The organism is Nitrospirillum karajorum (assembly GCF_036348415.1).
GTDB lineage: Bacteria > Pseudomonadota > Alphaproteobacteria > Azospirillales > Azospirillaceae > Nitrospirillum > Nitrospirillum amazonense_B.
In genome coordinates this window covers 1,648,542-1,672,447 of the sequence record NZ_JAZBQB010000003.1, presented here as the reverse complement: position 1 = coordinate 1,672,447, position 23,906 = coordinate 1,648,542, and the positions used below count along the sequence as shown (strand labels likewise).

General features: G+C 68.0%; 19 protein-coding genes and 1 pseudogene. 11 read left to right on the top strand and 9 right to left on the bottom strand.

Annotated elements, in window-relative coordinates; genetic code table 11:
- Positions 1-45 precede the first annotated feature (45 nt).
- The 4 genes from htpG (at position 46) to UCD39_RS21450 (ending at position 5,787) form a co-directional block, all read left to right on the top strand.
- A complete protein-coding gene (gene htpG, locus UCD39_RS21465) occupies positions 46-1,938 on the top strand; it encodes a molecular chaperone HtpG (protein ID WP_330497800.1) in 1,893 nt (630 codons plus the stop codon).
- Positions 1,939-2,309: 371 nt separating this feature from the next.
- The gene (locus UCD39_RS21460; protein WP_330497799.1) at positions 2,310-4,268 is read left to right on the top strand and encodes a L,D-transpeptidase family protein; all 1,959 of its coding nucleotides are present in this window, start codon (positions 2,310-2,312) and stop codon (positions 4,266-4,268) included.
- 203 nt (positions 4,269-4,471) lie between these two features.
- A complete protein-coding gene (gene mepK / locus UCD39_RS21455; RefSeq protein WP_330497798.1) occupies positions 4,472-5,215 on the top strand; it encodes a peptidoglycan L,D-endopeptidase MepK in 744 nt (247 codons plus the stop codon).
- A 134-nt stretch (positions 5,216-5,349) separates the two neighbouring features.
- Positions 5,350-5,787: a hypothetical protein gene (locus UCD39_RS21450; protein ID WP_330497797.1), complete on the top strand. Its 438-nt coding sequence runs from the start codon at positions 5,350-5,352 to the stop codon at positions 5,785-5,787.
- 93 nt (positions 5,788-5,880) lie between these two features.
- On the opposite strand, the gene UCD39_RS21445 is transcribed toward UCD39_RS21450, so the two are convergent.
- The 3 genes from UCD39_RS21445 to UCD39_RS21435 form a co-directional block, all read right to left on the bottom strand.
- Entirely contained in the window at positions 5,881-7,155 is a 1,275-nt protein-coding gene (locus UCD39_RS21445) for a dicarboxylate/amino acid:cation symporter (RefSeq protein WP_330497796.1), read from the bottom strand.
- Positions 7,156-7,393: 238 nt separating this feature from the next.
- Positions 7,394-7,912: a hypothetical protein gene (locus UCD39_RS21440; RefSeq protein ID WP_145734929.1), complete on the bottom strand. Its 519-nt coding sequence runs from the start codon at positions 7,910-7,912 to the stop codon at positions 7,394-7,396.
- A gap of 37 nt (positions 7,913-7,949) precedes the next feature.
- A complete protein-coding gene (locus tag UCD39_RS21435) occupies positions 7,950-10,217 on the bottom strand; it encodes a sensor histidine kinase (RefSeq protein WP_330497795.1) in 2,268 nt (755 codons plus the stop codon).
- Positions 10,218-10,538: 321 nt separating this feature from the next.
- Here UCD39_RS21435 and UCD39_RS21430 point away from each other — a divergent pair, with 321 nt between their 5' ends.
- Entirely contained in the window at positions 10,539-12,479 is a 1,941-nt protein-coding gene (locus tag UCD39_RS21430; protein ID WP_330497794.1) for a sensor histidine kinase, read from the top strand.
- 43 nt (positions 12,480-12,522) lie between these two features.
- Here the strand turns inward: UCD39_RS21430 and UCD39_RS21425 are convergent, their stop codons facing one another.
- The gene (locus tag UCD39_RS21425; protein ID WP_330497793.1) at positions 12,523-12,870 is read right to left on the bottom strand and encodes an ArsC/Spx/MgsR family protein; all 348 of its coding nucleotides are present in this window, start codon (positions 12,868-12,870) and stop codon (positions 12,523-12,525) included.
- 246 nt (positions 12,871-13,116) lie between these two features.
- Here UCD39_RS21425 and UCD39_RS21420 point away from each other — a divergent pair, with 246 nt between their 5' ends.
- Both UCD39_RS21420 and UCD39_RS21415 read left to right on the top strand, forming a co-directional pair.
- Complete coding sequence (locus UCD39_RS21420; protein ID WP_330497792.1) at positions 13,117-16,446, top strand: SIS domain-containing protein; 3,330 nt, start codon at positions 13,117-13,119, stop codon at positions 16,444-16,446.
- A gap of 109 nt (positions 16,447-16,555) precedes the next feature.
- Positions 16,556-17,236, top strand: coding sequence for an SDR family NAD(P)-dependent oxidoreductase (locus tag UCD39_RS21415; RefSeq protein WP_330497791.1), 681 nt, complete (start codon positions 16,556-16,558; stop codon positions 17,234-17,236).
- Between the two features lie 9 nt (positions 17,237-17,245).
- On the opposite strand, the gene phhA is transcribed toward UCD39_RS21415, so the two are convergent.
- Positions 17,246-18,133: a phenylalanine 4-monooxygenase gene (gene phhA, locus UCD39_RS21410; protein ID WP_330497790.1), complete on the bottom strand. Its 888-nt coding sequence runs from the start codon at positions 18,131-18,133 to the stop codon at positions 17,246-17,248.
- 146 nt (positions 18,134-18,279) lie between these two features.
- The gene (locus UCD39_RS21405) at positions 18,280-18,771 is read right to left on the bottom strand and encodes an Lrp/AsnC family transcriptional regulator (RefSeq protein ID WP_145734923.1); all 492 of its coding nucleotides are present in this window, start codon (positions 18,769-18,771) and stop codon (positions 18,280-18,282) included.
- A 139-nt stretch (positions 18,772-18,910) separates the two neighbouring features.
- On the opposite strand from UCD39_RS21405, the gene hppD reads away from it, so the two are divergent.
- The 3 genes from hppD (at position 18,911) to mazF (ending at position 20,779) form a co-directional block, all read left to right on the top strand.
- On the top strand, positions 18,911-20,050 hold the full coding sequence (gene hppD, locus UCD39_RS21400) for a 4-hydroxyphenylpyruvate dioxygenase (RefSeq protein ID WP_330497789.1): 1,140 nt from the start codon (positions 18,911-18,913) through the stop codon (positions 20,048-20,050).
- Positions 20,051-20,204: 154 nt separating this feature from the next.
- Positions 20,205-20,447, top strand: coding sequence for an AbrB/MazE/SpoVT family DNA-binding domain-containing protein (locus tag UCD39_RS21395; protein ID WP_330497788.1), 243 nt, complete (start codon positions 20,205-20,207; stop codon positions 20,445-20,447).
- Positions 20,447-20,779, top strand: coding sequence for an endoribonuclease MazF (gene mazF, locus UCD39_RS21390; RefSeq protein WP_330497787.1), 333 nt, complete (start codon positions 20,447-20,449; stop codon positions 20,777-20,779). Before UCD39_RS21395 ends, mazF begins: the two co-directional genes overlap by 1 nt.
- Positions 20,780-20,785: 6 nt before the next feature.
- Here mazF and UCD39_RS21385 read toward each other — a convergent pair.
- The 3 genes and pseudogenes from UCD39_RS21385 to UCD39_RS21375 form a co-directional block, all read right to left on the bottom strand.
- A pseudogene (locus UCD39_RS21385) lies at positions 20,786-21,627 on the bottom strand (carbon-nitrogen hydrolase family protein).
- 2 nt (positions 21,628-21,629) lie between these two features.
- On the bottom strand, positions 21,630-21,908 hold the full coding sequence (grxC, locus tag UCD39_RS21380) for a glutaredoxin 3 (RefSeq protein WP_145734920.1): 279 nt from the start codon (positions 21,906-21,908) through the stop codon (positions 21,630-21,632).
- A gap of 103 nt (positions 21,909-22,011) precedes the next feature.
- Positions 22,012-22,749: a double zinc ribbon domain-containing protein gene (locus tag UCD39_RS21375; protein WP_330497786.1), complete on the bottom strand. Its 738-nt coding sequence runs from the start codon at positions 22,747-22,749 to the stop codon at positions 22,012-22,014.
- A gap of 122 nt (positions 22,750-22,871) precedes the next feature.
- On the opposite strand from UCD39_RS21375, the gene UCD39_RS21370 reads away from it, so the two are divergent.
- Positions 22,872-23,795 (top strand): methyltransferase domain-containing protein, encoded by a 924-nt coding sequence (locus tag UCD39_RS21370; protein WP_330497785.1) that lies wholly within the window; start codon positions 22,872-22,874, stop codon positions 23,793-23,795.
- Positions 23,796-23,906: the final 111 nt, after the last annotated feature.

Genomic DNA, 23,906 nt, shown 5'->3' with positions numbered 1-23,906 from the left:
CGGCGCCACGACAGGGCCGCCCAGAAAAGAGGACGGAACACGCCCATGAGTGAGGAGAAACTCAGCTTCCAGGCCGAAGTCTCCCGGCTGCTGGATATCGTCGCGCATTCGCTGTACTCGGAAAAGGAGGTTTTCCTGCGGGAACTGATCTCCAACGCCTCGGACGCCTGCGACAAGCTGCGCTACGCCTCCCTGACCCAGCCGGACCTGACGGCCGGGGACGCCAATTTCCGCATCACCCTGACGCCCGACACCACCGCCCGCACGCTGACCATCGCCGACAACGGCATCGGCATGAACCGGGAAGAGCTGGTGGAGAACCTGGGCACCATCGCCCGGTCCGGCACCGCCAACTTCATGGCCGCCCTGTCGCAGAAGGCCGAGGCGGAAAAGGCCGGCGAGAAGGACGTGTCGCTGATCGGCCAGTTCGGCGTGGGCTTCTATTCCGCCTTCATGGTGGCGGGCGAGGTCGAGGTCTTTTCCCGCAAGGCGGGCGACAGCCAGGGCTGGCGCTGGGCCTCGGACGGCAAGGGCTCGTTCACCGTCGGCGAGAGCGACGACGCGCCCGCGCGCGGCAGCCGCATCGTGCTGCACCTGCGCGACGGCGAGGATGACTACCTGCAGACCTACCGCCTGCAGAGCATCGTCAAGAAGTACAGCGACCACATCAGCATCCCCGTGCTGGTGGGCGACGACGAGAAGCCGGCCAACGCCGCCTCCGCCCTGTGGACGCGGTCCAAGAGCGACATCACGGCCGAGCAGTACAAGGAATTCTACCACCACGTCAGCCACGCCTTCGACGAACCGTGGCTGACCCTGCACTGGCGGGCGGAAGGCGTGTTGGAATACACCAACCTGCTGTTCATCCCCGAATCCAAGCCCTTCGACCTGTTCGAGCCGGAGCGCAAGCACCGGGTGAAGCTGTACGTCCGCCGCGTCTTCATCACCGAGGGGCCCGAAGGCCTGATCCCGGCCTATCTGCGCTTCCTGCGCGGTGTCGTGGACAGCGAGGACCTGCCGCTGAACGTCAGCCGCGAGATGCTGCAGCACAACCCCATGCTGGCCAAGATGCGCACCGGCATCGCCAAGCGCGTGCTGGGCGACCTGGCCCGCAAGGCCGACGACGCCGAGGCCAAGGCGGACTACGCCCGCTTCTGGGAGAACTTCGGCGCCGTGCTGAAGGAAGGCCTGTATGAGGAGCGGGAGCAGCGCGACACCCTGCTGAAGCTGCTGCGCGCATACAGCACCCACGGCGATGAGCTGGTGAGCCTGGAAGACTATGTCGGCCGCATGAAGCCGGGCCAGGACGCCATCTACTACATCACCGGCGAGGACAAGGCGGCGCTGGCCCGCAGCCCCCACCTGGAAGGCTTCCGCGCCAAGGGTGTCGAGGTGCTGTTCCTGACCGACGCGGTGGACGAGTTCTGGCTGCAGTCCGTCACCCAGTACAAGGACCACGCCTTCAAGTCCGTGACCCGCGGCGGCGCCGACTTGGCCAACGTTACGGCCGAGGACAAGGCCGAGGAGACGCCCAAGGCGCCGGAGGACAGCGTTGCCGACCTGGTGGCGCTGGCCAAGCTGACCCTGGGCGACGCGGTCAAGGACGTGCGCACCTCCGAACGCCTGCGCGAGAGCGCCGTCTGCCTGGTGGCCGACGAGGGCGACATGGACATCCACCTGGAGCGCATGCTGAAGGCCCACCGCCGCCTGGACGAGACATCCAAGCGCATCCTGGAGGTCAACCCCGGCCATCCGCTGATCCGCCGCCTGGCGGAGTTGGCCAAGGCCAACGGCGCCGGCGGCGCCCAGGGTGAGGCCCTGGCGGATGCGGCCTGGCTGCTGCTGGACCAGGCACGAATCCTGGAGGGGGAGGCGCTGCCCGACCCGGTGGCTTTCGGCCGCCGCCTGGCGACGTTCGTGGAGAAGGGTCTGGCCTGATCAAGGCCACAAGCCCGCCTGTTTACAGCGTGTTCATGCCCCGCGCGGTTCGCCGTCGCGGGGCATGGCGTTTTTGCAACGGGCGGTGGCCGCACGGAACCCAATACGCCACGCGGAACGGTTTCGCCCTTTTCTTGCCGCTAACTGCTGGCATAGTCCGCAACCGATCAGACGATGGGCCCCTGGGCGAACCGGATAGGCATCGTTGTCGGGTCGACACGCGGCTGCACAGGGGGGCACCCTTGCCGTCGTTGACGAGGGTTCCCCGGGGACTGGCCCCGGGGCAGCAAGGGCGTGAGCCGGGCGGGGTTTGCATGGGGTTGTCGACCGGGGCGTTCGCCCCAAGTGACCGGAACGGGCCGCGGGCCGCGATGTGGGGCCGTGCCGCCACCACCGCCACGCTGCTGGCCACCGTATTGATCTTCGCCCCCCTGGGGACGGCGCAAGCCCGCGATCTGGCGGACCTGATGAAGGACCGCTTCCCCGTGACGCAAGGGGAAGCCACGCCCGATGACAGCGACCAGACCGTGCTGGCGCGCTTCTACCGCGCCCGCGGGCTGAAGCCCCTGTGGGTGGACCATGGCGAGGCCACGGCCACTGCGCGCGCGGCCCTGACCGTCCTGGCCCACGCCGATGAGGAAGGGCTGAACCCCAACGACTATTCCGCCGCCGCCCTGACCGGCCAGCAAGGCCACCTGGATAGCCCGGAAGCCCAGGCCAGCTTTGAATCCGGCCTCAGCCTGGCGCTGGTCCACTACGCCAGCGACGTGTCGGTGGGACGCATCATACCGACCCTGGCCGATCCGGAGCTGGTGATCGACCGGCCGCCCTTCGACCGCGCGCAGTTCCTGGCATCCGTCGCCGCGGCGCCGGATCTGGCGGCCCTGCTGGCCGGCCTGCCGCCGCACCGGCCGGAATACGCCGCGCTGAAGGCGGCCTTGGCCCATTACCGGCAGATGAAGGCCGCGGGCGGCTGGCCCACCATTCCGCCCGCGCCCAAGGCGCCGCCCGCACCGCCCCCCGCCGTGGCGGCGAACCCGGCCAATCCGGCAGCGCCGGCGGCGAAGCCCGAGAAGGCCAGCGACGCGTTGAAGCCCGGGATGGTGGACCCGCGCGTGCCGGCGCTCCGCGCCCGCCTGGTCGCCACCGGCGAGGCCAAGCCGCTGCCCACCCCGCTGCCCAAGGGCACCAATCCCGAGCTGTACGACGACGCCCTGGCCGCCTCGGTCAAGGAGTTCCAGCGCCGCCAGGGGCAGGAGCCCGATGGCGCCATCGGCAAGCGCACCCTGGTGGAGCTGAACGCCACCGTGGATCAGCGCATCAACCAGATCATCGTCAACATGGAACGCTGGCGGTGGGAGCGGGAGCCGGCGGACCAGCCCTATCTGGTGGTCAACCTGGCCGACTACACCCTGTCGCTGATGCGGGGCATGGACGTGCAGATGACCATGCGCGTGGTGGTGGGGGCGCCCTTCACCCGCACGCCGGTCTTCATCGGCAATATGAGCTATATGGAGCTGAACCCCTACTGGTACGTGCCGACCAAGATCGCCAAGGAAGAGATTCTGCCCAAGCAGAAGAAGGACCACAGCTACGTCGTCAAGAACCACTACACCCTGCTGTCGGACTGGACGTCCAACGCCGTGCCGGTGGACCCCAGCAGCATCAACTGGGCGACGGTGACGCCGCACAACTTCCACTGGCGGGTGCGTCAGGACGCGGGCAACGACAATTCGCTGGGCCGCATCAAGTTCATGTTCCCCAACAAGTTCGACATCTACCTGCACGACACGCCGTCCAAGCGGCTGTTCGACCGGGCCGTGCGCTCCTTCAGCCACGGCTGCATCCGGGTGCAGGACCCGCCGGCCCTGGCCCTGGCCATCCTGGCCCTGACCGACACCCCCGGCTGGCCGGAGGAGAAGCTGCGGGCCGAGATCGGCGGCGACAGCCTGAAGCACCAGACGATTCGCCTGAAGAATCGCCTGCCGGTGCATATCACCTACATCACCACGGTCACCGACCCGAACGGCGGCATCGACTTCCGCACCGACGTCTACGGCCGCGACGCCCGTGTGTTGGCGGCCCTGAACGGCCCCCGTCCGCGCAAACCAGTGGTCCCGGCGGCGACGCCGGCGGCCGCCCCCACGCCGGGCAGCGCCCCGAACGCGGCGCCCAACACTGTGCCGGCGCCGGCGGCTGAGACATCCAAAGCGCCTGAGACTCCAAAGCCTTCGGTGCCAGGTCCGCGTACCGCCGCGCCTTCCGCCCCCACAGCGACCCCGGTGCCGGCATCGGCTCCCGTGCCGGCCAACACCAACCCGGTGCGCTGACAGGCAAGGTCCCTGGCCGGATTGTGACCGTTTCGGTGGCGGTTGCAAAGGCGGGGACCCTGGGCGCCGTAGGGTGGCGGTCACACGTTCATCAAATTTTTGCCTCATTTCAGGCTTGCTTATTCACACCCCGTTGTCACAGACTGCAGCCCAGCCCTGCCGGTGACGCGGGGCTCCGGCCAGTGAAATGGGGACAGCACAGAATGCACGACCGGCATGACGCAGCGCGTCTGTCCATTATTGCCTGCGACGCCACCACTTCCACCGACGCGTCCCCGGTTACGACTTCCGCTCCCACCCGCCGTGGCCTGCTGGCCGGCTTCGCCAAGCTGGCGACTGGTGCCGCCCTGGTGGGCGGTGTCGCCTCGCCGCTGCCGGCCCTGGCCAAAGCTGTCAAAAAGCATCACGGGGACGCCACCCACGGCCACAGCGCCGCCCATGGCAACCTGATGCATGGCGACTGGTCCAATGCCCGCGCCGCCACCCGGCCGCTGTCGGACAACCGCCGCGTCCTGGCCTTCAACCACCTGCACACCGGCGAGAAGCTGAAGGTCACCTATTGGGCCGACGGCAAGTACCTGCCGACCGCTCTGCACGACGTGAATTCCATCCTGCGCGACTGGCGGACCAACCAGACCATCGCCATGGACCCCAAGCTGCTGGACCTGATGTTCCAGATGCAGCACCGCCTGCGCACCAACGAGACCATCCAGGTCATCTGCGGCTATCGCTGCCCCAAGACCAACGCCATGCTGGCGGCCAATTCCGAAGGGGTGGCCACCCACAGCATGCACATGGAAGGCAAGGCCATCGACCTGGACCTGGCCAGCAAGCCCCTGGCCCGCATCCGTCAGGTGGCGGTGGAGTTGAGGCAGGGTGGCGTCGGCTATTACCCCAAGTCCCATTTCGTCCACGTCGACACCGGCCGCGTCCGCCAGTGGGCGTAAAGGCGGAGGGGCATAAAGGCGAGGGCGTAAGGGGCAAGCCCTGTTATTCCAGGCTCTCGTCCTAAGGGCGGGCTGGCTCCCTTGATCAGCAGCGTGAGATAACGCCCCCTCAAGCCATCTTGAGGGGGTTTTTCATGCGCCTGCGCCTGGCGGCACCCGCCATCCTTTTCATCGCCATCGCCCCTGCGGCCGTCGCGCAAAGCGCATCCGCCCCCTTCACCGGCCGCGACCTCAGCGGCACCTACGCCTGCACCGGCGTGGATGGGCACGAGGGCGCCTACACCTCCACCGTGACGCTGGAGATGGACAGGGCGCAGTCCCACGGGACGCGGGCCGGCTATCATTTCAGGATGGAGGTGCCCAGCTACGGCACCTATCGCGGTGTCGCCACCGCCGACGGCGACATCATGGCCATCACCTTCGCGCACGACGACCCGGCCACCCAGGACTATGGAACCGGCATCGCCAAGGTGACCCGCGCCCAGGACGGCAAGGTACGCTTCGATAAGTTCTATTACGAGGAAGCCTACAAGGGCGGCAACACCGGCACGGAAAGCTGCGTGCGGAACTGATCCGCGCGCCCCTCAAAAGAGAACAGGCCCCGGATCGATCGATCCGGAGCCTGTTCCTGTCAGAGCGTGCCTGTCAAAACGCCGAGGCGTAACTCAAGCAGCCGTGGGGCCGTTCGCCAGTTCGCGGTGCAGGCGCGCCTCGTCCAGTTCCTTTTCCCACTTGCTGACCGCGATGGTGGCCACGCCATTGCCCACCAGGTTGGTCAGGGCGCGGCATTCGCTCATGAAGCGGTCGATGCCGATGAGCAGGGTCAGGGAGGCGATGGGGATGTCCGGCACCACGGCCAGGGTGGCGGCCAGGGTGATGAAGCCGGCGCCGGTGACGCCGCTGGCCCCCTTGGACGTCAGCATGGCCACCAGCAGGATGGTGATCAGGTGCCCGAAGGTCAGGTGGGTGTTGGTCGCCTGGGCCAGGAACAGGGTGGCCAGGGTCATGTAGATGTTGGTGCCGTCCAGGTTGAAGCTGTAGCCCGACGGGATGACCAGGCCCACCACGGGACGGGCGCAGCCCAGACGCTCCATCTTCTCCATCATCTGGGGCAGCACCGTCTCGGAAGAGGAGGTGCCCAGGACGATCAGCAGTTCGGCCTTGATGTAGTTGATGAAGCGCAGGATGGAGAAGCCGCACAGCCAACCGACGATGCCCAGCACCACCAGCACGAACAGCAGGCTGGTCAGGTAGAAGCTGCCGATCAGCATGCCCAGGTTCAGCAGGGCGCTGATGCCGTATTTGCCGACGGTGAAAGCCATGGCACCGAAGGCGCCGATGGGGGCCAGGCGCACCACCATATGGATGATGCGGAAGAAGATCTTCGACATGCGCTCGATGACCACCGTGGCCGGCTTGCCATAGTCGCCCAGGTGGGCGATGGCGAAACCGGTCAACATGGCGATCAGCAGGACCTGCAGCAGGTCGCCGCCGCCCAACGCGCCCAGGTAGGTATCGGGGATGATGCCCAGGATGTGATCGGCCACGCTGTCCTTGGCGGCCTTGTCGACGTAGGTCGCCACCGCCTTGGCGTCCAGGGTGCGGGCGTCGACGTTCATGCCGTCGCCGGGCCGCACCACCTCGCCCACCAGCAGGCCGATGACCAGCGCGAAGGTGGAGATGACCTCGAAATAGATCAACGCCTTGCCGCCCACGCGGCCCACCTTTTTCATGTCGGTCATGGCGGAGATGCCGCTGACCACGGTGCAGAAGATGACCGGCGCGATCATCATCTTCACCAGCTTGATGAAGCCGTCACCCAGCGGCTTCAGCGAGGCGCCGAAGGCGGGCCAGATGAAGCCGACGATGATGCCCAGGACGATGGCGATCAGGACTTGGACGTAAAGGATCGAATACCAGGGCTTTTTAACTTGTTCCATGGGCACATCTCCCTAAGCCCCTTGTCACGAGGCGTGTTGCCGGGCCCCCTTCCCCGATGCCCCGGGGGACCCGCGGCCACAGCATGGCCGTTAGGTGCGACAAGAAAGCAATTGCCGGGGGAGATCAAGGCTTAAGGCGTGGTTTCGCACGCCCGGATCCATGAAATTTTTCGACCTGTGCGGCAGGAACAACAACCGGTTGCGATGTTCGCTTCCAGGGGGGCCGAAGTGGTTTTTTTTAAAACACGGTCAGTTGCGGCGGCGCCGTCTTCAGCAGGTTTTCCAGCCGCTCGACCACCTCTTCCATATTCACGCGCACGCGGTCCAACTCATCGGCCGTCTTGTCGTCGATGCCGGCCTCGAACAGCATCATGTCGTAGTCGGCCAGCACCTTGGTAAAGGCCTCGCGTTCATGCTGCAGGATCTCGTAGGCGCCCAGGGCGTGGACCAGCAATTGCGGCGGGTTACGGAAGAAGGCCAGGCTGACGCGGGTGAAGGCGGCGATGGAGCGTAAGCGCATACGGATCAGCCAGGATTTCAGCTCGCGCGGGGCGTCGTTGGGTCGGCTGTCGGCCTTGTCGCCGATGGTGAAGATCATGGCCTGGATTTCGTGATAGACGGCGCGCGCCTTCTTGTAGTCCGGGAAGGACTGCGCCGGCCGGGCCGACATCTGCTCGAAAGAGGTCACGGTGGACGACAGCGATCCCGCCAGCTCACGCAGCAGGGCGCCGTGATTGACCTCCTTCTTCATACGCATGGGGTTCTGGTCCCTGTGAGCGGATCGACACCCCAGCTTAGCGCGGCATCCGCGCTGCTACCAGGGTATCGGGTGTATGGGGTCGGCCCTGGCCGGCGGCTTCCGGTGCCTCGCCCTGCCCCTCGCGGCCCCGCAGGTCGGGCAGGATCAGGGTGAAGCGCGTACCGGCCCCCGCCTCGCTGGCGGCGGTGACCGTGCCCTTCAGTCGGTGCGTCACGAGGTTGTAGACGATGTTGAGCCCTAGGCCGGTGCCCCCCGCCCCGCGCCGCGTGGTGAAGAAGGGATCGAAGATGCGGGGCAGAATGGCCGCCGGAATGCCGCGGCCGTCGTCCTGGTAGACGATCTGCGCCCCGCCGGCGTAGCCCTCGCCGGGGAAATCTCCGGGGCCCAGCCGGCGGGCGGTGATGGTGATGTGGCCGCGCACCCCCGGCTCATAAGCGTGCAGGATGGAGTTCGAGACGAAATTGGTCAGCACCTGGGCCAGCAGGCCCGGATAGGTTTCCAGTTCCACTGGGCAAGGGCAGATGATCTCCGCCGTATGGCCACCCCGGCGCAGGGTGGGACCCAGGCTGGAAACCACCTCCTCCATATAGGCGCACAGCTCCACCCGCCGCCGTTCCTCGGAACTCTGGTCGGCGGAGACCTGCTTGAAGCTTTGGATCAGGCTGGCGGCACGGCCGATGTTGGACAGCATCAGGCGGGAGGATTCCGCCAGGTCCCCCATGAAATCGGCCAGGTCGCTGCGGCGCAGCCGGCCGTCCCGCACCAGATGATCGATGGCCGTCACCCTTTCCGACACGTGGGAGGCGGTGGTGAGCGTGACACCGATGGGGGTGTTGATCTCGTGCGCGACACCGGCCACCAGTTGGCCCAGCGAGGCCAGCTTCTCCGCCTGCACCAGTGCGTCCTGCGACCGCTTCAGCTTTTCCAGGCTGTCGCTCAGTTCAGCGGTGCGGGTGCGCACGCGGTCTTCCAGTTCGTCATTGGCCCGGCGCAGGGCGGCCTCGCTCGCCTCCAGCGCGCGCTCACGCTCCTCCCGCTCCTTGCCGATGCGGTAGGCGACGCCGAAGGTCAGCAGCACCACGCCGATGGCATTGGGCGCGTAGAGTGCGGCCTCCGTCCAGATGGCGGCGGGAAGGGCACCGCCGGCGCGCAGCGACCACACCACCGCCACCCCGACGATGGGCAGGAAGCCCAGCAGGAAGAAGCGGGCGTTGACGGAGCGGCGCAGGTCACGCACCGCCGCCGTCAGCGTCAGGATGGACCCCAGCAGCGCCAGCGCCTGGGCAATGCCGGAGCCGATGGCCGGCTCCAGGTAATGCAGCGGCGTGTCCAGGACCAGCAGGCCGGTGGACAGCAGCAGCAGCCGGGCGATCCAGGGCTGTCGCCGCCTGAGGTCCAGGAACTGCACCGCGAAGATCTGCCCCACGGCCACGGGCAGGGTGCCCACCACCTCGCGGTAATAATGGCTGGCGAAATCCGCCGGTAGATGCTCCCAGGGATAGCCCAGCTGGCCATAGATGTAGGCCAGGGTGATCAGCGCGTAGAACAGCAGGGTCACGCCCACCTCCACCCCCGCCATCACCACCAGCGCGAACTGGTAGGCGGCAGCGATGATGAGGACGCCGAAGGTCAGGCCGTGCAGCAGGATGTCCCGCCGATCCACCAAGCCCTGAGCATCGCTGGTCCGCAGGTAGAGGGCGAAGGAAGCGAAGTAGTGTTCCACCCGCATGTACAGCACGGTGCGGCCGGGCGGCAGCGCCAAGGTGAAGACGGGATAGCGGTGAGGAATGTCCGTGCCCCGCGCCTGCGCCCCCTCCGCCACATGTCGCTGTTCCACCGGCGCCCCCGTAGGGGAAAACACATAGAGGTCCAGGCTGCGGTAATAGGGATAGGCGAAGACGAGCAGCCGGTTGAGCGTACCGTCCGTTGGATTGTCCAGGGTGACGCGGGCCCAATAGGCGGAACGGGTGCGGGCGAAGCCGGGTGTATCGCGGGTGGCCGGGGTGAAACGGTCGGCGGCCGGGCCAGACATGACATCGGCCAGGGTCAGATTGCGCCCCTTATCCTCCAGCAATTCCAGATGGCCACCCAGCGACAGGTCGGGACCATCGACGACAACGAGGCCGGCCGCCGCCGGGCTGATCGCCGAGGGGCTGGTCACCAAGGGGCTGGCCGCAACCGTGTCCGCGCGGGCCGCCGGCGCCCCAATCGCGAGGATGAGGAACAGCAGGGCGGCCAGCGCCATCCAGCGGCGCAAACCCACCCCGTCACGCCCCGCACCGTCGCCCCGCAAATCCATCATCCGTCCGCTAAGCCGTGAATGGCGCAACCATGCCCTATCCCAACGGGAAAGGCACGCCCTGCGTGTCCTGGCAAGACGGCGCACGCGCGCCCCGTCTATCCGGCGTCCCCGGCCTGGTCGGCCATTCAACGGTCAGGCGGGACGTAAACCGTTGCGAAAAAGCTGCCCGGCCATCAATTGCCAGGCCCGCGCCCCCATGATAAGCGTCGCGATGGAACCAGTCCGCTCACGACCATGCCGGGGTAGACCGGCGCCGTCGGAAAACCTGGTGGAATAAGCAAGGCGGGGGCCCTTGGGCTCGGCATATCGGGACGGGGGATCATGAGGCGATTGGCGGATTGGATGAAATCCATCGGGCCGGGCCGCCTGATCAACATCTCGCTGGCCGCCGGCATCGCGCTGTCCCTGGTGTTTGTCCACGCCGAATTCACCCGGGGGCTGAATTCGCGCCGCGCCGAGATTCGCCAGGACCTCGAAACCCAGGCCATCGCCCTCGATGGCACGCTGTCCGCCATCGCCGGCCGACTGACCCGCCTGCGGGAGTGGGTGCGGCGCACGCCACAGCCTCCCATGGACGACACGCCCTATCTCAACACCTTCCTGGAGCAGGTGGCGCGAGCCGGCGCGGATGAGGTAGCGGTTTTGGATCGCGTCGGTCCCGACGGCGCCAACCCACTGGACGGCCCCGTGGCCACCGCCCTGATGGCCCTGCCCAATCGGGCGCTGACCCAGCACGATGGGTTGTCGCGGCCTGAAGGTGGCCGCTGGCGGGTGGACTTGGCCATCTCCGTGGCGCTGGCTCAGCAGTTGGCGCTGGACGTTCGCACACAGCCTGGCGCGGCGCGCGGGTATTTCATCGGTGCTTCCGGCTTGGTGGCGGTGGCCCCCTGGCACCCCGCCGAGAACGCCCCGATACTCATGGCCACCTTGCTGGACCAAGGTCCCTATCGCCTGTTGACCTCGGCGGCCAACCCGGACGGCCATGTCACCTGGACCGAGACGACACTGCCGCCCGCCACCGTCGACACGCCGGTCCGTCCGGTGGGGACCGTTGCCGTCCCTGTCGGCGACGGGAGTCACCGCCTGGGCGTGATTGCGTTTGACCTGGACCCTAGCGTGCTCACCCCTGCATCGGCCGACGCAGGGGGCATGGTGTTGCTGCTGGGATCGGATGGCGGGCTGCTGTCAGCCACCGCGACGCCCCCCACCGACCTGTTCCGGCAGGGGCGCCCCACCGCCGCCGGCCTGGCGCTGACCATGGGCCGAACGGCTGGCGCGGTGGAGCGGGCGGGCTATCTCGTCACCACCCGCCCACTGGCCAACGCCCCGTGGCGCCTGGTGCATCTGGCGCCACGCTCCACCCTCACCTGGTCGCTGGTCTTGCGCACCGCCGGATCCATGGCTGGATTTTCCGGCGTGCTGCTGGCTGTGGTGTTGCTGTTCAACATGGTGGTGCGGCGCATGGTGCGCTCGCAGGAGCGCTCGGCCGTGGCGGAACGCGAGGCGCGCGCGGCCACGGAACGGGCGCTGGCGGAATTGCGGGCCGCCCATGACGAGCTGGATTTCCTGAACCGGGAAAAGACCCGCTTCTTCTCTCTCATCTCCCACGACCTGCGCGGCCCGTTCAACGTGCTGCTGGGGATGACCAGGGAACTGGCCGACCACGGCACCCGCATGTCGCCGGCCGACGTGGCCGACTTCGCCGCGTCGGTACACCAGAGCGCGGTGGCCGCCCACACCCTGCTGGACAATCTGTTGAACTGGTCGCGGGTACAGATGTCGGGCACGCCCTTCACCCCCTCGGTCATGGCCTTGGGCGAGGTGGTGGCCGCGGCCACCCACGACCTGGGCCCCACGGCGGAAGCGAAGGGCATCCGCATTCTGGACGCTTCGGGCGACCGCCATATCCTGGCGGACCGCACCATGGTCCTGGCCATCCTGCGCAACCTGCTGGCCAACGCCATCAAGTTCAGCCATCCCAACCAGGGCGTGCAGGTGACATCGCGCGCCGCGGGCGACCGGCTGGAAATCGCCGTGACCGACCGGGGTATCGGCATGGACCCGGACCAGCTGGATCAGCTGTACCGGCGCGAGGCCCAGGACAGCCGCCCCGGCACCTTGGGCGAGGTGGGAACCGGCCTGGGCCTGACCCTGGTGCGCGACTTGGTGGCCCGCCATGGCGGGGTCCTGGCCATCGACAGCCGGCCCGGCGTCGGCACCACGGTCAGCTTCACCGTGCCGCTGGCGACCGCCGCGCGTTAAGGCGGCCCCGCTTCCGCCCCAATTCACTGGCACATCGGGGAAATCAGAGGATTTCAGCCAGCCGCTCGACCGGGCGGCACAGCACGGCACCCTTGGGGCTGCGCGCGATGGGTCGTTCGATCAGGATGGGGTGTTGCACCATCAGGTCCAGCAGCGCCGCGTCGTCGAATCCGCCGGCGGGTTCGACCGCCAGCAGGTCGTCGTTACCCCGGCGGCGCAGGATGTCGGCCGGGCGGGCCTTCAGGGCGGCCAGCATGTCAGCCAGGGCGGCGCGGTCGGGCGGGGTCTTCAGATATTCAACCACCTGGACCTCGTGTCCGGCGGCCTGCAGGTCGGCCAGCACCCGGCGGGAGGTGGAGCATTTGGGGTTGTGCCAGAGGGTCACGGTCATGGAAAAGGGTCTCGGGTTGTCTGTCGATCACGGCCGGGCACCATAGCCTTGTAGGTGTCCGAAGGCCATTCCATCGGCGCGCGGGCCCTCCCACTGTGCAACGTCACGTTTTCCGCCTTCCACGCCGGCCCCGGCCTGGACTATGACTGCGGTCTTGCTTGAGTGAGGTGTATGATGTGCGGCATCGCCGGCTTCCTGGGTAATCGCAACTGGATCCGCACCGCGGACCTATCATGGCTGAGGGCCGTGGCCGACGACTTGGCCGAGGCGAACGCGCCCGGCACCATCGACACCGCGCTGGATGGGCTGGCGACGCGCTTCACCGACCTCATGGCGTTTCCCACCCATATGGCGGCCGTGGCCGATCCCGCCGCCGCCGCCCTGCTGACCGCCTTGGCCGACCGCGTCGACGCGCTGGAATCGGCGCTGCGCTCGGGCGAGACCGCCCGCGACGTCGCGGTGGAGCGGGTGGCGGAACGCCTGCGCGACTATTCCTGGCAGCTGCGGACCGAGGTGCTGGGCAATATCGGCCGCACCCTGGCCCTGCTGCCGGAGGGGGCCGCCGCCGCCCGGCCGCAGCACGCCGTGGCCTGGGCCGCGGAGCAGGTGCTGGAGAACCTGGACCGGCTGGAAGTGCGGGGCCGCGACAGCGCCGGCATCGCCCTGCAGATCACCATCGACCATCGCTACACCCTGGACGATCTGCCGCTGGAGCTGCGGGCCGGCGCCGCCGAGCGCCTGGCCGTGGGCGACCGGCACGAGGGGCTGGCGCTGCATGCCCTGCCGGACGGCCGCACCACCGTGCGCTTCACCTACAAGGTCGCCACGCTGATCGGCCGCCTGGGCGACAACGGCGCCTTCCTGCGCGCCCGCATGCGCGCCGACGCCGTGCTGTGGGCGGTGGCCCGCCACGCCGATGGTTTCAGCGCCATCGCCCACACCCGCTGGGCCTCGCACGGGGCCATCAGCCTGCCCAACTGCCACCCCCTGAACGCCCGCCTGCTGAACGAGACGGGCGCCGGCAAGGCGGCCACGGCGCTCAGCGCCGATGCCGACGCCATGGTGGCCCTGAACGGCGACATCGACAATTACCGGGCGCTGACGGAAAGCGCCATCGAGGGCACCGGCCATACCCTGCCGCCCGACACCACCACCGACACCAAGGTCATTCCCGTGCTGTTCCGACTGGAAGGCGCCACGGGCAACGGGGGCGGCAATGCCGACCGCTTCCTGGCCACCATCCGGCGGCTGGACGGGTCCATGGCCATCATCCTGCAGCACCCGACCGATCCAGAGCACCTGCAGCTGGGCCAGAAGGGCAGCGGGCAAAGCCTATTCGTGGCCGAGGTCAACGACGGCCTGATCGTCGCGTCGGAGAATTACGGCCTGGCGCCCCGCGCCCGCCGGTCCATTTCCCTGGCCCAGGTGGAACGCGGCGGCCTGGCCGTCGTCCTGTCGGTGGCGGCGGGTGAACCTGCGGTGTCGGCCCGGACGGTTGACGACGGCGCCCCGGCCAGCCTGAAGGCCGACGCCATCGAGATCTTCTCCCGCGACATCTTCCGCGGCCGCCACGACCACTTCTTCGAGAAGGAGGTGCATGAGGCCCCGGCCAGCGTGCGCAAGACCCTGGCCGGCCGTTATCGCCGCCAGGATCGGCGCGTCAGCTTCGAGCTGGGGTCAGGCCAAGGCGGGGGCACCGGCCCGTGGGCGGGCCTGCGCGCCCGCCTGGCCGACCCGTCCAAGCCCCCCATCCGCCGCATCCTGGTAACCGGCCAGGGTACGGCCGCCATCGCCGCCATGGGCATCGAGCACCTGATCCGTCTGGCGCTGGACAAGGCGCCGGTGACGGTGACCAGCGCCAAGGCGTCGGAACTGTCGACCAACCTGGATGGCAAGAACCTGGACGACGCCCTGGTCATCGCCATCAGCCAGAGCGGCACCACCACCGACACCAACCGCACGGTGGACCTGGCACGCGCCGCCGGCGCCTGGATCCACGCCATCGTCAACCGCCGCAACAGCCCCCTGGTGCGCAAGTCGGACAGCCACCTGTTCACCAGCGACGGCCGCGATATCGAGATGGCCGTCGCCTCCACCAAGGCGTTCTATAGCCAGGTGGCGGCCGGCAAGCTGACCGCCCTGTGCCTGGCCGATGCCCTGGGCACCCTGCCGGCCCAGCAGATTCATGACGAGATGGTGGCGCTGGAGGCCCTGCCCCAGCGCATTCAGGAGGTGTTGGACAACGAGGGCGCCATCGCCGCCTGCGCCAGGGCCTACGCCCCGCGCAACCGTTATTGGGCGGTGGTGGGCAACGGCGCCAACAAGGTGGCGGCCGAAGAGATCCGCATCAAGTTGTCGGAGCTTTGCTACAAGTCCATCCCGGTCGACTATACCGAGGACAAGAAGCACATCGACCTGTCGACCGAGCCCCTGACCCTGGTGGTGGCCAACGACCTGGCCCCCCTGCTGGCCCAGGACACGGCCAAGGAAGTGGCCATCTTCAAGGCGCACAACGGCAAGCCCATCGTTTTCGCCGCCAAGGGCGAGACCTGCTTCGCCCCCTATGCCGAGGCGGTGGTGCACCTGCCGTCCGCCGGCGCCGGCCTGGACTTCATCATGGCCACGGTGGCGGGCCACCTGTGGGGCTTCCATGCCGCCCTGGCCATCGACGCCGAATCCCGTCCCTTCCGCGAGGTGTCGGCGGCGCTGGACCTGGCGCTGACCGAGGCGGACCGGCCGGTGACGCCGGTGGCGACCAGCCTGGCCGCCATCATCGACCGCATCGCCGACGGCCAACTGGACGCGGCCCTGCCCGCCAGCTATGCCGCCCGCCTGGCCAAGCTGACCTCGGCGCTGCCCATGCTGGACACGCCCGGCGGCAAGCCGGAGCGCACGGCCGTCATCACCCGGGGCCAGGATCTGCTGCGCCTGGTGTTCGAGGAGACGTCGCGCCCCATCGACACCATCCGCCACCAAGCCAAGACGGTGACCGTGGGCATCTCCCGCCCAGGCCGTGAGATCAGCCCCCTGCTGCTGTCCGCCCTGGCCGACCTGGGCGCCAGCCCCGCCGACCTGGCGGAGCCGGAACGCCAGTTGCTGATCGCGCTGTCCACCCTGGTCATCGGTGTGGAGGGCGGCGTGCGCTATCACCCGGCCGGTGGCCCTGGGAGTGAGGGCGCCGATGGCACCCCCTTGCTGCTGGCGGTTGAGCGCAGCGGCCGGGCCAAGGGCGCCGCGTCACGCCATGACCAGCCGGCGCCGGCCACCGGCGGCAAGCGTCGCGCCCTGCGCCTGGGCCGGGGCATGCTGTCGGGTGGGGCCAGCGGTGCCCAGACCCTGGCGCTGCTGCCCCTGATGCGGGAGCCCAACTGGACACCCGATGGCCTGGTGCTGCTGCACCTGGCCCTGGTCAGCCAGGCATCACTGCAGCAAAAGATTGCAATATTGAAGGACTTGCGCCTGTATGAGGATCTGTTCGACGCCTATCACGAGGCCGGGCAGCACGCGTCGGGCGACCAGGTGGATACGGGCGGCGGCTTCGCCGCCTTCCTGGAGAAGCTGTCCCCCGGGACCTGATCCTGTCCACGCCGGCGGACCTGATACGCCGGCTCTAAACGCCAGGACCTTGGGCCTGTTTTCCACAGTGGGAGCGATGATGCAGGGGGCGAGGCAGGGATCGGGACGGTTGGCAGGCCGCACGGCTGTGGTGACAGGGGCCGCGAGCGGCCTGGGGCGGGCCATCGCCGTGGCCATCGCCCGGGAAGGCGCCAACATCGTCCTGCATCACCTGCTGCCGGAGGAGCAGGCGGCGGCGACCGAAACCGCCCGGCAGGTCCAGGCCCTGGGCCGGACTGGCGTCGTCGTTCATTCCGACATCACCCAACCAGCCGGCGCCTATACGGTGGCGGAGGCGGCCATCGCCGCCTTCGACCATGTCGACATCCTGATCAACAACGCCGGCTATCGCCTGAAGCAGCCGTTCGACGGCATGACGCTGGAACTGTTCGAGGCGACCATGGCCGCGAACATGGGGGGCACCTTCCTGATGGTGCGCCACCTGCTGCCCCTGATGCGGGCCCGGGGATATGGCCGCATCGTCACCACCGTGGACAGCACCGCCATGGAGGGGGCCCGGGGCATGACCGCCTATGGCGCCGCCGCCTCCGCCCTGCTGGGGTTCACCCGTAGCCTGGTGCATGAGTTCGGCGAGCACGACATCACCGCCAATTGCGTCTGCCCCGGCCATCTGCCGCCGGACGCTGGCGACCTGGAGGAAGACTGGGCCGGCATCACCCCGGCCTATATCTTCCTCGCCAGCGACGACGCCTATGCCATGATCGGCCAAACCCTGCGGCCCAGCCCGTAGGAGAGGTTCCTACGCCGCCTCGCGCCCCACGGTGAACACCTTGTCACCCGGCTGCACTTTGTCGGCGGGCAGGTCCGGCAGGCCGGCCAGCTTCGCGTACAGCGGCGCGAAGTCCCGCGCCGTGGCCTCGAACAACTGCTCGAAGCTATCCAGCACAAAGTAGGTTTCCTGGTAGTCATCGATGCGGTAGCGGGTGCGCATCACCCGTTCCAGGTCGAAGCCGACGCGGTTGGGCTGCGGGCTTTCGATGCAATACTGCGTCTCCCCCCGCGAGGACAGCATGCCGGCGCCATAGGCGCGCAGGCCCGCCGGCGTGTTGATCAGGCCGAATTCCACCATGTACCAGTACAGCCGCGCCAGACGTTCCAGCCCGCCATGGGCCTCGGCCTCAGCCCCCTTCTTGCCGTAGGCCTGGAGGTAATCCGCGAAGACCGGATGCATCAGCAGGGGCACATGGCCGAAGAAGTCGTGGAACACGTCCGGTTCCACCAGATAGTCCATCTCATCCGCCCGCCGGATCCAGTTCGTCACCGGAAAGCGCTTTTCCGCCAGGTGGTTGAAAAAGATATCGTTGGGCAGCAGGCCCGGCACCGCCACGAGGGTCCAACCGGTCGCCCGGCGCAGCACATCGCTGGCGCGGCCAAAATGGGGAACGCCGTCGCGGGCGTCCAGCCGGGCCAGGCAGGCCATGAACTCGGGCGCCGCGTAGCGGGGCAGCAAGGCCGACTGCCGGTCATACAGCGTGCGCCAGCGGGCATGCTCCTCCGCCGTGATGGCATCCCAGCCCTGGGGGATCGTGTAGTCGGCCGCCATGGCGCTGTAATCGCCACGCAGGGGGGTATCGGACTTGCCGGTGGTGTCGACCGGGCCCGTGGCCTTGACCGGGGTGCTGCTCATGGTTCCCTCTCCCTGCTGCGCTTGTGGGAACCATTTTATCGCTGGATCAGCACCATTTTCTTGCGATCATGCCCAAGGGCCAGGGGTCTAAAACAACTTCATGCCGTTCTGTGAGTTCATTTGGCAATGATGTGCTTTAGGAACTTTCAATCCCGCGCCAGTTCCGCCGCCGACGGCAGGGGCACGGCAGTGGAATGCTTGACCACGTCCAGCACGAAGCTGGAGCGCACGTCCTTCACACCCGGAATCTGCAGCAGCTTTTTCATCGACACCTCGGCGAAGGCCTCCAGGTTGCTGACCACCACCTGCACCAGATAGTCCATGGTGCCGGTCATGACGAAGCAGGACACCACCTCGGGGATTTGGCTGACCAGGCGACGGAACACGGCGTCCCCCTCCGCGTTCTGGTCGATCTTGACCTCGACGAAGGCGACGACACCCAGGCCCAGCAGGCGGCGGTTCAGGATCGCGGCGTAGCCCTGGATATAGCCCTGGTCCTCCAGATCCTTCACCCGGCGCAGGCAGGGCGAGGGCGACAGCCCCACCGCCTCCGCCAGATCGACGTTGGACAGGCGCCCGTTGCGCTGCAAGGTGTCCAGGATGCGCAGATCTGCCGCGTCCAATGTCGATTTACCCATAGTGATGCCGCCTTAAGGGTTTCTTGAGCACAACATTGCCCAATCTTGGCCAAACGCGGCAGACTTCGCAAGGAAATGCCCGGCCGCCGGGCGTATCATCAGGGGGAAATGTTGCTTCTAGCAGGGAGAGCGACCCGCCATGTCCACCCCGACCGCGTCCACCCCGACCACCCCTTCGTCCCCCGTCGCCGAAGCCGTCGCCGGCGGCGACCTGTGGGAGAACCCGCTGGGCACCGATGGCTTCGAGTTCGTGGAATACACGGCGGAGGACACCGAGGCCCTGGGCCGCCTGTTCGAGGCCATGGGCTTCACCAAGGTTGCCCGCCATCGCTCCAAGAACGTGGTGCTGTACCGCCAGGGCGACATCAACTTCATCGTCAACGCCGAGCCGGACAGCCTGGCCCAGCGCTTCGCCCGTGAGCACGGCCCCAGCGCCTGCGCCATGGCCTTCCGCGTGAAGGACGCGGGTGAGGCCCTGAAGCACGCCGTGGCCCAGGGCGCCAAGGAAGTGAAGGGCACCGTCGGCCCCATGGAGCTGAACATCCCGGCCATAGAGGGCATCGGCGGCAGCCTGCTGTACCTGGTGGACCGCTACAACAGCCCCAGCATCTACGACATCGACTTCCTGCCCATCGAGGGCGCCGATCAGAACCCCGTGGGCGCCGGCCTGAAGCTGATCGACCACCTGACCCATAACGTCCGCAAGGGCCGCATGGACCCGATCTCGGAGTTCTACGGCAAGATCTTCGGCTTCCGCCAGATCCGCTACTTCGACATCACGGGTGAGTACACGGGCCTGACCAGCCGGGCGCTGACCGCCCCCTGCGGCAAGATCCGCATCCCGATCAACGAGTCGAAGTCCGAGCAGGGTGCCGACAAGCTGGACCAGATCCAGGAGTTCATCGAGGCCTACAAGGGCGAGGGCATCCAGCACATCGCGCTGTTGACCGATGACATCATCGCCACCTGGGACAAGCTGAAGGCCGCCGGCGTGAAGTTCATGACGCCGCCGCCCGACACCTATTACGAGATGCTGGAAGAGCGCCTGCCCGGCCACGGCCAGCCGGTGGAGGAACTGAAGAGGCGCGGCATCCTGCTGGACGGCAAGGACAACCGCTATCTGCTGCAGATCTTCACCGAGACAGCCATCGGCCCGATCTTCTTCGAGATCATCCAGCGCAAGGGCGACGAGGGCTTTGGCGAAGGCAACTTCCGCGCCCTGTTCGTCAGCATGGAACGCGACCAGATCCGCCGCGGCGTGCTGAAGGTCGCCGAGTAAGATCTGTTCCGGTAGCAAAACGAAGGGCGGCATCCGCGAGGGTGCCGCCCTTTTTGTTGGGCCGCGTCCCTTACACCAGGTCCAGTGACGTTGACAACGCCCCTATCCACGCTAACGTATCTACATTGTCTCGACATCACGGAGGGGGCTGAGCATGCGCGTGACCGTACGGAAATGGGGAAACAGCGCCTCGGTCCGCATTCCCGTGGCGATCATGGAGGCCGTTGGGCTGGAGGTCGACGCCACAGTCGATATTCGGGAAGAGGGCAGCCGCATCGTGATCGAACCGGTGCGTAAGGACGACTACGATCTGGCGGATTTGATTGCCGGCATAACCCCCGAAAATCGCCATGTCGAAGTCGACTATGGACCATCAGTCGGCAAGGAAATCCCGTAATGGGCTATGTCCCGGATGCGGGGGATATCGTGTGGCTGCAATTCAACCCGCAGGCGGGGCATGAGCAGGCCGGACACCGGCCAGCCGTGGTCTTAAGCCCGGCAGCCTACAATCGACGCGCCGGCTTGATGCTGTGCTGTCCGATGACGACACAGATCAAGGCTTATCCCTTCGAAGTGCTGATCGGACCAGACAAGAAGCAGGCTGTCCTCGCCGATCAGGTGAAAAGCCTGGACTGGCAAGCCCGACAGGCTGAGTTCAAAGGCAAGGTCGACGACGCGGAGCTATCGGAGGTTCGCCGGAAGGCGTCGGCCCTCATCGGTAAGCCCTGACGCCCCTCACGGCCCCTCGAACGCCCGGTCGTGCAGCAGGCTGGGTACCATGCTCCGCGCCTCATCCACCTTGGACAGGTCCAGGTCGGCCACCAGCACGCCCGGCGCTTCGCCGCCGGCGTCGGCCACGACCTCGCCCCAGGGGCTGATGATCAGGGCATGGCCATAGGTGGCGCGGCCGCCGTCGTGGACGCCCACCTGGGCGGGCGCCAGGATCCAGCAGCCGGTCTCGATGGCACGGGCCCGCAACAGCACATGCCAGTGGGCACGGCCGGTGGGCACGGTGAAGGCGGACGGCACGGTGATGATCCGCGCGCCGGCCTTGGCCAGGGCGCGGAACAGCTGGGGGAAGCGCACGTCGTAGCAGACGGTCAGGCCCAGCCCCCCCAGGGGGTGTCAACCACGCGGGCGCTGTCGCCGGGGCGGAAGGTGGCGCTTTCGCGGTAGCGCTCGCCATTCGCCAGCTCCACATCGAACATGTGCAGCTTGTCATAGCGGGCCAGCACCTGACCGGCCGGATCGATGACGAAGCAGCGGTTGGCCGCCCGGCCATCCTCCGTAAGGCAGGCCAGGGTGCCGGTCATGAGCCACAGCCCGGTTTCGGCCGCCAGGTCGCGGAAACGGGCCAGCGCCGGGTGCGCCTCTTCCTGATAGGCGCCGGCCAGCACCCGCTCCCGCCCCTGGACCATGCGGGCCACATTCTCCGGCAGGGTGGCCAACTGCGCCCCCTGGTCCCGGGCTTGGCGCAGCAGCCGCGCCGCCGCGTCCATGTTGGCCGCGATCTCCGGCCCGGCGGTCATTTGCAGGACCGCCGCGCGCAGGGTGCCGGTGATGGGGGCGGGCGCCATGCTCAGGCGGCGCCGGCGGCGGAGCCGAGGCCCAGCTTGGCGTTCAACGCGCCGGCGCGGTCCAGGGCATGGATGTCGTCGCAGCCACCCAGCCCTTCGCCGTCCACGAAAATCTGCGGCACGGTGGTGCGGCCATCGGCGCGCTGAATCATTTCCGGCTTGCGCGACGGGTTGGCGATGACGTCGATCTCCTCATACTGCACGCCCTTGGCATCCAGCAGCCGCTTGGCGCGGTGGCAGTAGGGGCAATAAGGGCTGGTGTAGATCTCAACGCGGGGCATGGGCCCAAAACTCCTGCGGGGAACGTCATCCCCAGGATATTGGCGCAATGGCAACGAAGCGCCAAGGGTGGGTGCGCAACCCAGCCCTGATTTTAGAGTGTTTCTAAATAACCTCCCCCTTCAGCACCCGTGCCAGGGCCAACACATCCACCCGCGCGGCACCGGCCCGCGTAAGGACCCGGGCGCATTCCGCCGCCGTGGCGCCGGTGGTGTAGACGTCATCCACCAGCACCACCCGCAAGCCCTGGACCGAGCGGCCGGGGCGAAGCGCGAAGGCGCCGGCGACGTTGCGGGCCCGCCCCTCCCGCGACAGGCTGCCCTGGCTGGGCGTGCGGCGGCGGCGCGTCAGCAGGTCGGGCACCGCCCGCACGCCGCTGAGCCGCCCCAGACGCAGCGCCAACAGGGCCGCCTGGTTGTAGCGCCGGGCGAACAGGCGCCAGCGGTGCAACGGTACCGGCGCGATCAGATCGGCATCGGCCAGCATGTCGGCGCCCGCCCGGGCCATCCATCCGGCCAGCAGGGGCGCCGTCTCCGTCCTGTCGCCGTGCTTGAAGCCCAGGATCAGGGGACGGCTGGCGTCGTCGTACAGCACCGCGGCCCGCAGGCGGCCGAAGGGCAGCGGGGCGGCGACACAGACGGCGCACAGGGCGTCGGCCCCCATGTCATGGGGAAAGGGACGACCGCAGGCCATGCACTGGGGGGCGGTGATGAAGCCGATGCCCCGCCAGCAGGTGCCGCACAAGGTGCCGGCGGCGGCCACCGCCTCACCACAGCCCAGACAGCGCGGCGGCAGCACCAGGTCGAGCAGACGCCCGCCGGCACCGCGCACCCTGGCCCCCATCCTCCGTCCCCAATCGCCCATGCGCGCATATCCCCGCAGAAGCACGCGCCATGATAGCGCAAAGGTGCGCGGACCCCGTAAATTCCTGTTGCTCCCACGCGCGAAGGGCCTATACCGGCCCCATGAGCGACGCCGACAGCATGACCGTCTTCAACCGCCGCCGCGTGCGGGCCCACCGCGACCGGGCCGCCGCGGGCTGGTCCGGCTTCGATTTCCTGAAGACCGAGGTGGTCGGCCGGCTGGTGGACAGGCTGGCCGACATCAAGCGCGACTTCCGCGTCGCCCTGGACCTGGGCTGTCACGGCGGCGAGGTGGCGCAGGCCTTGGCGGCCGTGCCCAGCATCGCCCAGGTGGTGGCGACCGACCTGTCCCCCCGCTTCGCGGCCGAGGCGGCCAGGCGCATACCGGGCCTGCCCACGGTGGCGGCGGATGAGGAGTTCCTGCCCTTCGCCGAGGGCAGCTTCGACCTGGTGGTCAGCGCGCTCAGCCTGCACTGGGTGAACGACCTGCCGGGCGCCCTGATCCAGATTCGCCGGGCGCTGAAACCCGATGGCCTGTTCCTGGGCGCCATCCTGGGCGGCGAAACGCTGTTCGAGTTGCGCCGCAGCCTGATGGAGGCGGAGATGGGCCTGATGGGCGGCCTGTCGCCCCGCATCAGCCCCATGGCGGAGGTGCGCGACGCCGGCGGCTTGCTGCAACGCGCCGGCTTCGCCCTGCCGGTGGTGGACAGCGACATGCTGACCGTCAGCTACCCCCACGCCTTCCGCCTGATCCAAGACCTGCGGGGCATGGGCGAGACCAACGCCGTGCTCGCCAGCCGCAAGGCCATGAGCCCCAGCGGCCTGTTCACCCAGGCGGCGGAACGCTATCAGGAGCTTTATCCCGATGGCGACGGTGGCATCGAGGCCAGCTTCCAGGTGCTGTACCTGGCCGGCTGGGCTCCGGATGAAAGCCAGCAGAAGCCCCTGCGCCGGGGCAGCGCCAAGCTGCGCCTGGCCGACGCGCTGGGCACGGAAGAGATCAACCCGCTGCGCGGCGGAAACTGAGGCCGCCGAGCCCACCCCCTACTTTTGAACTAGAGACGCTAACCACGCGTTAACAAAAGAGCGCGACCCTGTCAGGGCGTCGTGGAGTTCCCGCACACCTGAGCGATCGGC